General features: G+C 47.7%; 12 protein-coding genes. 5 read left to right on the forward strand and 7 right to left on the reverse strand.

Annotation, left to right across the window (positions count from 1 at the left end):
- Positions 1-33: 33 nt before the first annotated feature.
- Positions 34-2415, forward strand: coding sequence for a TonB-dependent receptor (locus tag B156_RS0105460; RefSeq protein ID WP_018618638.1), 2382 nt, complete (start codon positions 34-36; stop codon positions 2413-2415).
- On the opposite strand, the gene B156_RS0105465 is transcribed toward B156_RS0105460, so the two are convergent.
- A complete protein-coding gene (locus B156_RS0105465; RefSeq protein WP_018618639.1) occupies positions 2412-5072 on the reverse strand; it encodes a PQQ-dependent sugar dehydrogenase in 2661 nt (886 codons plus the stop codon). The genes B156_RS0105460 and B156_RS0105465 overlap by 4 nt on opposite strands.
- Before the next feature lie 51 nt (positions 5073-5123).
- Positions 5124-6263, reverse strand: coding sequence for a cystathionine gamma-synthase (locus B156_RS0105470; protein WP_018618640.1), 1140 nt, complete (start codon positions 6261-6263; stop codon positions 5124-5126).
- 157 nt (positions 6264-6420) lie between these two features.
- On the opposite strand from B156_RS0105470, the gene B156_RS0105475 reads away from it, so the two are divergent.
- Entirely contained in the window at positions 6421-7092 is a 672-nt protein-coding gene (locus B156_RS0105475) for a TVP38/TMEM64 family protein (RefSeq protein ID WP_018618641.1), read from the forward strand.
- Here the strand turns inward: B156_RS0105475 and B156_RS0105480 are convergent.
- Complete coding sequence (locus tag B156_RS0105480; protein ID WP_040585213.1) at positions 7070-7879, reverse strand: alpha/beta hydrolase; 810 nt, start codon at positions 7877-7879, stop codon at positions 7070-7072. The two genes, B156_RS0105475 and B156_RS0105480, sit on opposite strands and share 23 nt — an antisense overlap.
- 32 nt (positions 7880-7911) lie before the next feature.
- Between B156_RS0105480 and B156_RS0105485 the strand changes: the two genes are divergently transcribed.
- The 3 genes from B156_RS0105485 (at position 7912) to B156_RS0105495 (ending at position 10730) form a co-directional block, all read left to right on the forward strand.
- A complete protein-coding gene (locus B156_RS0105485; protein WP_018618643.1) occupies positions 7912-8367 on the forward strand; it encodes a MaoC family dehydratase in 456 nt (151 codons plus the stop codon).
- 123 nt (positions 8368-8490) lie between these two features.
- A complete protein-coding gene (locus B156_RS0105490; RefSeq protein ID WP_026260619.1) occupies positions 8491-9630 on the forward strand; it encodes an acyl-CoA dehydrogenase in 1140 nt (379 codons plus the stop codon).
- Between the two features lie 173 nt (positions 9631-9803).
- Entirely contained in the window at positions 9804-10730 is a 927-nt protein-coding gene (locus B156_RS0105495; RefSeq protein WP_018618646.1) for an AraC family transcriptional regulator, read from the forward strand.
- Between the two features lie 91 nt (positions 10731-10821).
- Here B156_RS0105495 and B156_RS0105500 read toward each other — a convergent pair whose 3' ends face one another.
- Genes B156_RS0105500 through B156_RS0105515 form a run of 4 tightly spaced genes read right to left on the reverse strand, consistent with a single transcriptional unit; the run spans position 10822 to position 13011 of the window.
- Complete coding sequence (locus tag B156_RS0105500) at positions 10822-11259, reverse strand: hypothetical protein (RefSeq protein ID WP_018618647.1); 438 nt, start codon at positions 11257-11259, stop codon at positions 10822-10824.
- Between the two features lie 3 nt (positions 11260-11262).
- Positions 11263-12012 (reverse strand): phosphoglycerol geranylgeranyltransferase, encoded by a 750-nt coding sequence (locus tag B156_RS0105505; protein ID WP_018618648.1) that lies wholly within the window; start codon positions 12010-12012, stop codon positions 11263-11265.
- Positions 11996-12529, reverse strand: coding sequence for a hypothetical protein (locus B156_RS0105510; RefSeq protein ID WP_018618649.1), 534 nt, complete (start codon positions 12527-12529; stop codon positions 11996-11998). The genes B156_RS0105505 and B156_RS0105510 overlap by 17 nt, the downstream gene beginning before the upstream one ends.
- 50 nt (positions 12530-12579) lie before the next feature.
- The gene (locus tag B156_RS0105515; RefSeq protein ID WP_018618650.1) at positions 12580-13011 is read right to left on the reverse strand and encodes a phage holin family protein; all 432 of its coding nucleotides are present in this window, start codon (positions 13009-13011) and stop codon (positions 12580-12582) included.
- Positions 13012-13253 lie beyond the last annotated feature (242 nt).

Genomic DNA, 13253 nt, shown 5'->3' on the forward strand with positions numbered 1-13253 from the left:
TTGGCCCCTCGCCTATCGTAATCTTTTTCACAAATGAAAAAAGGTACGACCTATCTTGTTTTCCTCGCGGCCTTATGCTGGCTACCTGCACTGCCCGTATGGGCTCAATTTTCCATTTCGGGTACAGTAAGCGATGCCGATGGCGGTACACTTCCCGGCGCAGCTATCGTGATTGAAAATACTTATAAAGGGACCTTCACCGATGCATCCGGCATGTTTCAGCTCGCCAACCTGAAGCCGGGAACGCTTTCCTTGCGCGTATCACTGCTTGGCTACGAACCCCAACTCAAAACGGTTGACCTTACCCAGAATATCATACTATCCGTTAACCTGACTAAAACAGCCGTGGCCGTTGATGAAGTAGTGGTGAGCGCAACCCGGGCCAATCAAAAATCGGCCATTGCCTACACGGACGTAACCCGCCAGGAACTGAACAAGCTAAATCTGGGGCAGGACATACCGCAGTTGCTCAATTTCACCCCTTCTGTTGTCACAACGTCCGATGCCGGGGCGGGTGTGGGGTACACGGGCATTCGTATCCGCGGGTCCGATGCCACGCGGGTCAACGTAACACTCAATGGTATTCCGTATAACGATGCGGAATCGCAGGGCACTTACTTTGTCGATATGCCTGACTTTGCTTCTTCCGTGAGCAGTATTCAGATTCAGCGGGGTGTGGGCACATCGACTAATGGTGCGGGGGCCTTTGGCGCGTCTATCAATATCCAGACGAATAAACTGGAAGAGAAACCCTATGCCGAAGTAAACCTGTCGGGTGGCTCGTTTGGAACCCGAAAGGTAAACATACTGGCAGGTACTGGCCTGCTAAATAATCATTTTGTCCTGGATGCCCGGTTATCGAAAATACACTCTGATGGCTTTATCGACCGGGCGTTTTCAGATTTGAAGTCGTTTTATCTATCGGGAGGCTACTACGCCAAAAATAGCTTTATCCGGCTAAACGTATTTTCGGGACAGGAGCAAACGTACCAGGCCTGGAATGGCGTACCGGAAGCTATTCTGCCCACCAACCGAACTTACAATTCGTTTACCTACGATAACCAGACGGACAACTACCAGCAGGATAATTACCAGCTGATTAGTTCATTCGGTCTAAGTAAAAACTGGCGGTTGAATGCCTCCCTATTCTACACAAAGGGAAAAGGGTATTACGAAGAGTTCAAACCTAACGATGCTTTCAGCAAGTACAACTTACCCCCCGTTGTGATTGGTGACTCGACTATCAGCAAAACCGATATTGTTCGGCGGAAATGGCTGAATAACGATTTTTACGGTACGGTATTTTCGCTCGATTACAACAGTTTCGGGAAACTGACGGCCAATATCGGTGGTGGGTGGAATCAGTATCAGGGTGGCCACTACGGCGAGATAATCTGGGCACGCATTGCGGGAAATACCAACATTCGGAATCAGTATTATAATGACGATGCAATCAAAACCGATGTCAATCTGTACGCAAAAGCCTTTTATCAGTTCAGCAATCAGTTCAACGGTTTTCTTGATTTGCAGGTACGCACGGTTGGCTATTCGTTTCTTGGGTTCAACAGTCAGCTCCAAAACGTACAGCAGAACGCCAACCTGACGTTTTTTAACCCGAAAGCAGGCTTAACCTATACCATCAATGACCATAGTACGGCCTACGCATCGGTAGGTGTGGGACACCGGGAACCCAACCGGGATGATTACACGCAGTCGACCCCGGAGAGCCGCCCCAAAGCGGAACAACTAATTGACTACGAGGTAGGGTACAAACTACAGGGGCAGAAATTTACGGTTTCCCTTAACGGCTACTACATGGATTACCAGAACCAGTTGGTTTTATCGGGACAGATAAATGATGTAGGCGCCTATAACCGGGTGAATATACCCGAAAGTCATCGGGCCGGGGTAGAGCTGGAAGCCGGTGCTCGATTGACCAGCAAACTCCGCTGGAATGTAAACGCAACACTCAGCCGGAACAAGGTCGAAAACTTCACGGAGTATTTGGATAATTACGATACGGGTGCACAGGATATTCGCCAGTACAGCCAGACGGACATTTCGTTTTCCCCCAATGTAATTTCAGGCTCGCAATTACTCTTTACACCGGCCAAAGGGCTGGAACTGGGGCTTCTTTCGAAATACGTTGGCAAACAATACCTGGACAATACCTCCAGCGAAAGCAGAAAGTTAAATCCTTATTTCACGAACGATATCCGGGTTATCTACACGCTGAAACCAGCGTTTGCTCAGGAAATTGCGTTTACACTGCTGTTTAACAATGTACTGGATGAGAAGTACGAGTCAAATGGCTATACCTACGGGTATATTTCGGAAGGAAAAGTTATATCAGACAATGCTTATTACCCACAGGCCGGACGGAATTTTCTGGCGGGTATACGGGTCCGGTTTTAACGAACAAGCATTCGCCGGAACACAGCTGACTGATCGGCAGGATGAATGGCCAGGTGGTACAATCCTCCCGGCCAGGCGGCTACTGGTATACCGTACTCGTTTGTACCGATTGCTACATAAACGGTTTTCTGGTAAACCCGTCGGCCCAGCAGGTCAGTAACCTCAAGCTGCGCCGGACCGGGCTGGGGAGCTACGTATCGAACGGTCAGGTGGTCGTGGGCGGGTTGGGGAAAAAGGGTCAATGACGCATCAATAGCTGGCTCACTGGCGGTGATAAGGAGTGCTCCGAACAATTGTGATTTACTAATAACTGCTTTATCAAACTGAGGAGAACTCCAGCGTAGATGCACCAGGGATTCTCCCTGATTTTCAAGATATTCCAACCGAATCGTGTGGGTTTGTCCCGCTTTCAGCTCAACATTGGCCAACCATTCGGTTGATTCCTGTATTTCCAGCTTATCAATGACCAGTTTGTCATCTATCCACAGCCTCACTCCGTCATCCGATTCGGCCGCGAAGGTGAATGTGTCCGAAAAAGGAACCTGAAACTTGCCCGACCAACGGGCCACAAAGTTATCAGCGGACAGTTTAGGGTCAGGAGAGCCGTAACTCCAGTAATAATCAATTGTTGAGTCAATCCGGACTACTGTTGGTGGATCGACGAAGTCATTCCTGTCAGTATAATACTCTGCCATCAGCCCATTTCCTCCCGGTGAGGGCAAAGCGGTATAGTTCATGGTCAGTGGCGTACTAACAGCCGGTATTTCGTAGGTAAATATGGTAGAGGTTTGTCCGTTGCTCCAGCCCGAGAACTTATGAAAACCGGTTGAGGCTGCCAGATAAGGCTTTGTGCTAACTGTGCGCAGCATACCAACCACTGCAGGAAAGGTAAGGCTTGTCTGTTGTAACTGTCCGTCGATCGTTACCAGCGCTCCGGCCGGTTGACTAGTGATAGTGACAATACTAACCTGAGGTTTTACGTCTACCCAGGACTCTGCCGTTAGCCCCGACACATCCGTTGCCCGGAGGTGAACCCGATACCAAACATCGGTAGAGGTCTCGCCCACGCGGGCTACTTTATACGTCCCGGAGGTGGGACCGGTAATGGGGTCCAGTGCCGGATGAACATGGTCTTCGTGGTGAAAATCAATCCACCAGGTTAATTTAGCACTGGCCAGGGGCTGTTGACTAGCATTGAGGGCTTCCCCGGCGTAGGTGATTGTGCCACCACCCTGATACGTTCTATTCGTAAGTGGCTGTAAAATACGCGCTACCGGCCGCTGCCCCTGCACCACCCGGAGCATCATGGTGCTGGCCGTATCAGAACCAATTGCGTTCGTTACAGTACAAGTAAATAAAGCCCCGTTGTCGGCCAGGGATGGATTAGTGATAGCATACTGACTTTGAGATGCTCCGCTTATCAGGTTCCCATTCCGATACCAGCGGTACGTCAGTGGTTTCTGGCCTACGGCATCTATTGACAAAGTAGCCGCTTCACCAACAGCCACAAAAGCCCCAGTCGACTGGGTGGTTATATAGGGTATGCCAGAATCAAAATAGGATACTTTGTAAACAGACCCATTGCCGGTTGCGGTGTTATCGGCCTGTGAGCCGCCACCCATTCCACCTCTAGCTATGTAATACAGGTATCCATCGGGGCTGGTAGCCAATGCTACAGGACGGTCAATATTAGTTACGAAGTTACCAAGCACCTGGCCAGTTACCGGGTCAATAGTATGAATTATTCCTCCGCAATAGTCAGCAAAAAACGCCTTTTTTCGGTATTCGGCGGGGAAACGAACGGTGGTAGGGTTGTAAAATGTGAGTCCGGTTATAGCGCAATCCAGGTCATGCTTGTAGGAGTAAATAGGATCGACATAGTTACCGGGGACTTCCTGATTGGTTCGCAACCCCTCAACCAGCGGCCAGCCATAATGCCCGCCAGCTTTAACATCGTCCACCTCTTCAAACAAATCCCCCCCCACCTCGCCAACAAGTATTTGCCCCGATAGGGGGTCAATATCCATTGAAAATGGATTCCGGAAGCCAATGGCATAAACGGCCTTGTAAAAGCCAGTGGCGATCCCAGCAAACGGATTATCTGCTGGAATGCTGCCATCATCATTTATCCGTAGTATCTTCCCTAAGAAACTGTCAAGTCGATCAGCCATTGGCGCATTGGACCCGTCACCGAGTCCAACGTATAATTTTTGATCCCGCCCAAACCGCAGCGAACCTCCGTTATGAATGGAGCCTAGTAACTTGTCAAATTCAAACAGAATTTTCTCACTTTTAGGGTCCGCTATGCCCCCCGTTACCTGGAATCGGCTCAGTCGGTTGTGGTCAGCTCCTTTTACCGTGTAGTAAACGTAGAAATAAGGTGTCCGCGGAAAATCGGGGTGAAAACAAAGGCCCGACAGCCCCCGCTCATTGTAGGTATCTACATTGGCTATCGTCATAAATGGTTCAGAGGCTACTCTATCATTAACGATTTCGATAATTGCCCCCCCTTTATCCGCCACAAATAACTGCCCATTTGGCGCAAATGTCAGTCTGGTTGGGTTCAGATTTCGGGCTATCTGCCGTTGTACAAAGCCGTTTGGAACCTGGGCGAGGGCGGGTGTTAAACAAATAAAGAAAAGTAGAAGTCGAAGCATAAGGTATTGACTGGGTGGGGAATGACCAGTTGTAAACATCCCTCACATTACTTAAGCAATTGCCTGAGCAAGGTCCTGAATTAAATCATCAACATCCTCAATACCGACACTGAGCCGGATGAGGGTATCTTTCAGGCCATTTTTCAGCCTGGCTTCCTTGGGAATGCTGGCGTGAGTCATACTGGCCGGGTGCGTACAAAGTGACTCCACTCCGCCCAGAGATTCACCCAGCGAAAACACGCTGAAGCTTTCCATTACGCGGATAGCCTCGGGCATTGAGTCCCCTTTTAGTTCGAAAGAGAGCATCCCGCCAAAGTCGCGCATCTGTTTTTTGGCTAACACATGTCCGGCATGAGATTCCAGACCGGGGTAATATACCTGACTTATTTTTGGATGTTGTTGCAGATAATGGGCCACTTTCATGGCATTTTCGCAATGACGCTGCATCCGTACATGCAGGGTTTTGATACCACGTAATACCAGAAAACAATCCTGTGGCCCCGGCACAGCCCCACAGGCGTTTTGAATAAATGCCAGTTGCTCAGCCGTTTCATCATCGTTCAAAATGATAGCCCCCATAACCGTATCGGAGTGCCCGCCAAGATACTTGGTAACCGAATGCATCACGATATCCGCGCCTAAGTCGAGCGGGTTTTGCAGGTAGGGAGAAGCAAACGTATTATCAACGACCAGTTTGATACCCCGCTCTTTGGTAATGGCCGAAATGGCGGCAATATCGACCAGACGAAGCAGTGGGTTGGTTGGCGTTTCAATCCAGACCATCTTCGTAGTGGCCGTAATGACCGGTTCCAGATTTGCCGGATTAGATAAATCAACAAACCGGAATATGAGACCAAACTCCTGAAATACGCGCACCATGATACGGTAGGTACCCCCGTATAAATCGTTGCTGGCAATAATTTCGTCGCCGGGTTTGAATAGTTTCAGAATAGCATCCGTGGCTCCCAGACCGGACGCATAGCAGATACCATGCTTTCCGTTTTCCAGAGCGGCCAAGTTATTTTGCAGCACTGTTCGGGTCGGGTTCTGGGTCCGGGCATATTCATACCCTTTGTGCTTGCCCGGCGATTCCTGCACATATGTGGAGGTTTGGTAGATGGGGGTCATGATGGCGCCCGTAGTAGGGTCTGGCTCAATGCCCGCATGGATGGCTTTTGTTGCGAATTTCATGCTCAAAAGTAGTGAAGAATTGTAGCGCATCGGTGCAACGCTACCGCTAGCGTAAACGCACAATTAATTTTGGACTTCTTTTTTCTTATTTGGTCAAACAAATCTTCTATTGTATCACCAATTAAACCACAACGGCCTTTTGGCGGTTTGACTATCTGTGAAACCAACTCAGTTAAAAGCACTTACCGGGCCGGCCATTGCAGGTATCGTTTTATCAGCAACTCCCATCGTATTTACGTCTTTCCTGACTTACTATGCCGTTGTACACGAAGCTGCTATTGCTGGTCTGACAGCCTGGCAGTGGGTGGGTCTCACAATTATTTGTACAATCACCTCAGCGGGGCTTACTCCCCCAACCATGCTGGCACTCATTTTCGGCTATTTTCTGGGCTGGCAGGCCGTCTTGCCTTTGTTTGTCATCAATTTTGGCGGTATTCTGTTTATAAATCTTGTGGTCCAATGGCTTGATCATGACCGATTTCTGGCTTTTATCAATAGAAATCCAAAAGCGAAATCCATCCTCGACCGAATTCTTAATAAGGAACTTGAAGTCATTTTTTTTGCGAAACTCTCTCCTGTTCTCCCCTTCGGTCTAACCAATTTGTTATTTGCTCTCTCCGGCGCAAAACTCAAAAATATTTTACTGGGTGGCTTTTTGGGTATGGCACCCAGAACGATATTAGCGATATGGTCGGGCCACGAGGCCCGCGAAATAAAAACTCTTTTAGAAAATCCTAATCAGAATTCCTGGATGCAGATTGTGGTGATTGTACTGATCATCTTATCTATAGCAGGGCTTTGGCTCACTATCCAGCGTTCCTTAAAATAGGGCCTGCTAAATCAATCAACTGATTATGGCGGGCTTCCAGATTAGTCCATTCATACTGGCGTAGTTTTCGTGTGAGGGGTAGTACATAAGGACCGGGAACAATAGGATCGAATACGCCGGTGAAAAAATGAACGCGTATGGAAATATGATTGATTAGATCGGCAATGGTAACCAGGTTTGGCTGAATTTGCCTGAACTGCGTCCAGCTTCGGTAAGCCAGTATCCGCTGATTAGGGGTACCAAGTGAGCGTTCGGCAAAACGCATGAGTCTCTGTTTCAATAAACCGAGTTTAACGAGCGTATGCCCTATGTGCAGTAACAAAGGCAGATGTTGGAGAACAAAACAGAACAGTTTTCGCCCCAACGTGCTGGCAGTAGCCAACCGATACCAGTTGTTTTGAGTGATACCATCGGGTGCCATCAAAAACAATTGGTCGATTCGTTCGGCAAAAGCTTCCACTGTAGTCAGGGCAAACCGTCCGCCAAGACTAAAACCCATTAATGAAAAACGCGTTATGCCCTGCGTCCGTAAAAAGGCATCCATCAGGCGATACCAGTCAGGCTTGGCTAACGGTTGGTTGGCATTATATTCACTATGACCGTGGAAAAATAAATCAACGGCAAAAATGGTGAACTGGTTAGCTAACGAGCGTTCCAGCGGCATGAAAGCCCCACCAGACTGACCGAATCCGTGAAAAGCAATTAACACAGCCGAACCAGTACCAAGTTTTCGATACGCGAGTACATTACCACCGAACGAAAATTTCTGAACGCGTCCCCTACTCATATCAACATTACTGGACAAAACCATGATTACCTATGATAACCTTTGCTGACCTCAGTGAATTTACGGCCCATACCGGCCAGTCGCTTGGCGAAACGGATTACATAATCATCACGCAGGAAATGATTGACCTGTTTGCTCAGGCCACTGGCGATCATCAATGGATTCACACCCATCCCGAACGGGCCAGCAAAGAGTCGCCGTACAAAACACCCATTGCTCACGGCTTCCTGACACTTTCGCTGGCCCCCAGACTGATGGCCCAACTCTACCGAATCGAATCGGTAAAAATGGGGATTAACTATGGAGCGAACAAAATTAGATTCACGAATGCCGTGCCGGTAAACAGCAAGCTACGGATGCGGGGCTGGCTACACCATACGGAGTCTCAGAATAATGGTTTACGCGTTATTACTGAGTGTGTTTTTGAGGTCGAGGGGGCAACCAAACCTGCCTGCATCGCCGAGTTGATTACTTTTTTGCTCGAATAGGTAGTATGCATGCATACTATTGGGGCAATTCATTACCTTTACTATAGTCAATACAACTAACTATTTAACTGCCTCAACGCAAGTCAAATGGCAACAGCAACAGCAACAGTAGAGCTACAGGGTTTGAATTTTAACTTATCGGAAGAGCACCAGGCGGTGCGGGAGGCCGCCCGCGATTTCGCGCAGAATGAGCTGCTGCCCGGCATCGTGGAGCGCGACAATGAAGCACGTTTCCCGGCCGAACAAGTTAAGCGTATGGGCGAATTAGGCTTTATGGGCATGATGGTGCCACCGGAATACGGAGGGGGAGGGATGGATACCGTTTCTTACGTGCTGGCTATGGAAGAAATCTCAAAAATTGACGCTTCGGCATCGGTCGTGATGTCGGTTAATAATTCACTGGTTTGCTATGGCCTTGAAGCATTCGGGACGGAAGACCAGAAACAGACGTACCTAACCCGGCTTGCTACCGGCGAATCAATCGGTGCCTTTTGCCTGTCGGAGCCTGAAGCCGGTTCCGATGCGACCTCGCAGGCCACTACGGCCGATGATAAAGGCGATTATTATCTGGTGAACGGCACCAAGAACTGGATTACGAATGGAGGTACATCGGAAATTTGCCTAGTAATTGCCCAAACCGACCGGCAAAAAGGTCACCGGGGTATCAACTGCCTGATTGTGGAAAAAGGCACTCCCGGTTTTGTGGTTGGCAAGAAAGAAGATAAAATGGGAATTCGGGCTTCTGACACGCATTCACTACTATTTACGGATGTGAAAGTCCCTAAAGAAAACCGGATTGGTGACGATGGATTTGGCTTTAAATTCGCCATGTCGACCTTAAATGGCGGCCGTATAGGTATTGCTGCTCAGGCTCTGGGTATTGCCGCCGGTGCGTACGAACTATCCCTTAAGTACAGCCAGGAAAGAAAAGCATTTGGCAAGCAAATATTTGACCATCAGGCCATTCAGTTCAAATTAGCCGAGATGGTTACTAAAATTGAAGCTGCCAGGTTGCTGGTCTACAAAGCCGCCCGGCTGAAGGATGAGCATAAGGATTATGTACAGGCAGCGGCTATGGCCAAACTATTTGCCTCCGATGTGGCTATGTGGGCTACTACCGAAGCGGTGCAAATTCATGGCGGGTATGGTTACGTAAAGGAGTTCCACGTAGAACGGTTAATGCGCGATGCAAAAATCACCCAGATTTATGAGGGTACGTCTGAAATACAAAAATTAGTGATAGCCAGAGAACTCATTCGATAGCGGTTATCAACCTGAAATAGAATTATTCTACTTAGATAATGCGTGTTCATAGTGAATACGCATTATTTTTTTTATTCTTTGGAAACTTTTATTCTTGTATTAGTTTTGTACAAATTATTAGTTTTGTGCAACTTTACGCACAATTCGAAACCGCGCACGCACTCCTTTCAGCTATGGAAGACTACAATAAAATAATTGAATCCCTAGGTGTGAAGTTTATCAAAGCCCGTAATATCCGGATTTTGCAACCAATCACGATCAAAAATTTCTACGATGTTGAGAACACGCTGCTGATTCTGTATAATGGCGAAGTCTCCATCGGCGACGAAAAAATAAAAGTGGATGTAGGCGATATGCTTTTCATTCCGGGTGGAAAACATGTAACGGTTACCTACGGTGACCCGTCGAAACCGAAGGTGGTTTCGAACGAGGAATTCATGACCCATCGTGAGTCCTATTGGGAGGGAAATCACGATCCTAAACTGATTAGCCAATTGCCTAATTCGTTTGGCTACGTATCTTTTGAGGCCAAAGTATTTGACTCCGTCAATTTCTTCAATTCACTCGATGTCCCGCCCTTTATCATCAAACGGGAGGAGCATCTGGCCACTACCATTGATCAGATACTGGCAGAAGATATGACCGATCTGGCCGGGAAAGGGCGGATTATTAAGATTAAGACGGAAGAAATAGTCATTGAAGTTGTCCGCTATATTCTTAAAAATCATCTGTTTGTCGAGCAACTGGTAACCAACAGCACCTACTTTAAAGACCCCCGCCTGATTGATATTTTCGCTTACATCAAGGAAAATATCGGTGGCGACCTTTCTAACAAGGTGCTGGCAAACGTGGCAAACGTTTCAGAAGACTATGTAGGACAGTACTTCAAAATGCTGACGGGTATTAATCCTCAGGATTACATCGAGTACCAGCGCATGGAAGCGGCTGTGGGTCTATTGCGTACGAGCAAGAAAAGCATTCGGGCCATCGGTTCCGAAGTTGGCTATAAAGACACGGCCTACTTCTGCCGCCGGTTCAAGATGATGTTCGGTATACCGGCCGGGAAAATGCGCCGTCGGGAATCATTAATGAATGTATAGAGAGAAGTTGTAAGTTAGAGAGTCGAACAAGCCGAAAGGGGCTGACGCACGAAAATTACTTTCACGTGCGTCAGCCCCTTTCGGCTTATTTTTACTGCATATTTACTTCAACGGGTAGTGTATAGAATACGGGCACCGGTTTTCCAGCTACTCTACCCGGGGTCCAGCGGGGCATTTTCTCGACTGCCACGATAATATTGGCCATGAAGGTGTTCATACCTTTACGCATCTTCCCTTCAGTTGGCTGGGCTACTATTCGAGGGTCATGCACGAACCCAAGCTCGTCGATAATGAATTTAGCGGCTATCGGGCCTGCATTGTAATTTTTCCGGACCAGCGCCCCGGGAACGCGGATATTTTCAGCCAAATAACGACTCAAAGCAATGGTACCACCCGGGAACTCAGGCTCCTGTTCAACAATGGTATACACCTTTCCCTTTGTTATCTGGGCAACCAGTTTAGTATTACAGCCAGACCACAAGAACAAACCTGTGCACAGAAACAGGCAGGATAGCAAAGAGCGTTTCATAGGCTAGATACGGACAATTGACTGATTGAATTCCCGGACAACGGTTGATAGCTGTGGTAACAAGTCTGGATCCTCTTCGATACCATTGCCCACCACAATCATATCGGTACCCGCTTTAAAGGCTTCATACGCTTTTTCACCAGAACGTATTCCTCCACCAACAATGATTGGTAAATCAACAGCAGCACGAACAGCGGCAATCATATCTGTCGATACAGCCCGACGGGCTCCACTCCCTGCATCCAGATACATCAGTTTCAGCCCCAGCATTTCACCAGCCATTGCCGTACAGGCAGCCACACTGGGTTTATCGTGGGGAATAGGCATCGTACCACTAATGTACGAGACTGTTGTTTGCGCACCGCTATCGACCAGCATATAGCCGGTAGGAAGAATTTCCAGGCCACTTCTCTTGAGCAAAGGGGCGGCAATAACGTGCTGACCAATCAGAAATTCTGGGTTACGCCCTGAGATGAGCGAGAGAAACAGAACGGCGTCGGCAGACGATTCTATATGAAGTGGATTACCAGGAAACAGAATAATGGGTGTATCGGACTGACGACGAATAGCGGCAATAACTTCTTTGTGCACATAGTCAGTTACTAAACTTCCGCCCACCAAAAAAAAATCAACCGGGTATTCCGTTGTTCTATCGAGCAGATCGCCCAGGGCTCGTTGACCAATTTTGTCTGGATCGAGCAAAACAGCCAGCGCCTTCCGACCAGACAGCCTGTTACTACGAAGAATAGTCAACAGGCTCGGTTGGGGCCTTTTCGTGATATTCGGTTGGTTGGGCAGTTGGATTGATGGCATTATTCGTACGGATGCGGGCTAAAAGTCCGGCTAGCTGTTCGCGGGCAATATTGGTTAAGACTGACGTAATAAGTCCACCGATCAAGCCACTGGCGGCAGCCGACTTCTTTATTTCTTTCGTCTGCTTTCTATTGGCTTTCTGCGTTGGTGTCTTTGGAACTGATTCGTCATCTTCGTCATCATCTTCCTCAGAGGCTTTTCTCCATTCATCATCTTCCGGTTCTCCAAATTTCTCCGCATACCGATATTCATCGGACTTAGGAAGCACTGTATTAACAACCAAATATACGGCTAAAGCAGCACCTGCAACAAATGCGGCTGTTTTACCCACCTCCGATGCATCTTCTTTCATTGATTCAACCCCATTGGTAATAGAGGTTTTGAATTGCTCGGTAGCTGCCATCAACTGCGCCCGACGAGCGGTTGTGTTGGCAAATGGCACTTTAGGATCTTCCATCTTACAATCTGATTACTATCGAATTAACAAAATATACTTTCCAGGTTTGCTCAGCGGTTTTGCGAAGCGTTTTTGATTTCATCATCAACCGCTTTCGTTTGGGCCATAAGCTCTTCAACAGCCTCTGTTTTCTTCTCATTCTTCTTTTCCTGGCTTTTCTTCATCGCACTATAAGCGATCCCTCTGATTTTCGATTGAAAAAAATCTTTGGCTGCTGCCCACAGAACGGTGATTATCAGAAAAAAGGCTGCTACAATCAGAAAACCCAGGTATCGGCTATCAGTAACCTCGTTCAGATAAGCTGCCAGCAAACTAAACAAAAAAATAAGCGTCATTGTACCCAACAGTGCCAGTACAACGCTATGTACACCAACCACAACCCCTTCTTCTATTTTTCCCCGTATCTCTAGTGTGAACAACTCAATTCGAGCTTCCAGATATCGGAATGTGTTTTCACGAATTTCTTCCAGACGGTCCAACATGTTTTTATACCATTAGTTTACTCATTTATTATTGACAATAATCCACTCGATTTGTTCAAAACTAGTAAAAAATAAAACAGCCTCAACACACCGGGTGCTGAAGCTGTTTTAATAAAAATTTGCCGACTTTGAGTCAATTACAGTCCAATGTCGAAAACTGTCCGGTACCGGGAGTTTTCAGGAACAAATGAAAAGAAGTCCCTAATAAAACAGGTCTGCTAACATGATACGCTGTATCTTTC

This window comes from Spirosoma luteum DSM 19990 (assembly GCF_000374065.1).
Classification (GTDB): domain Bacteria; phylum Bacteroidota; class Bacteroidia; order Cytophagales; family Spirosomataceae; genus Spirosoma; species Spirosoma luteum.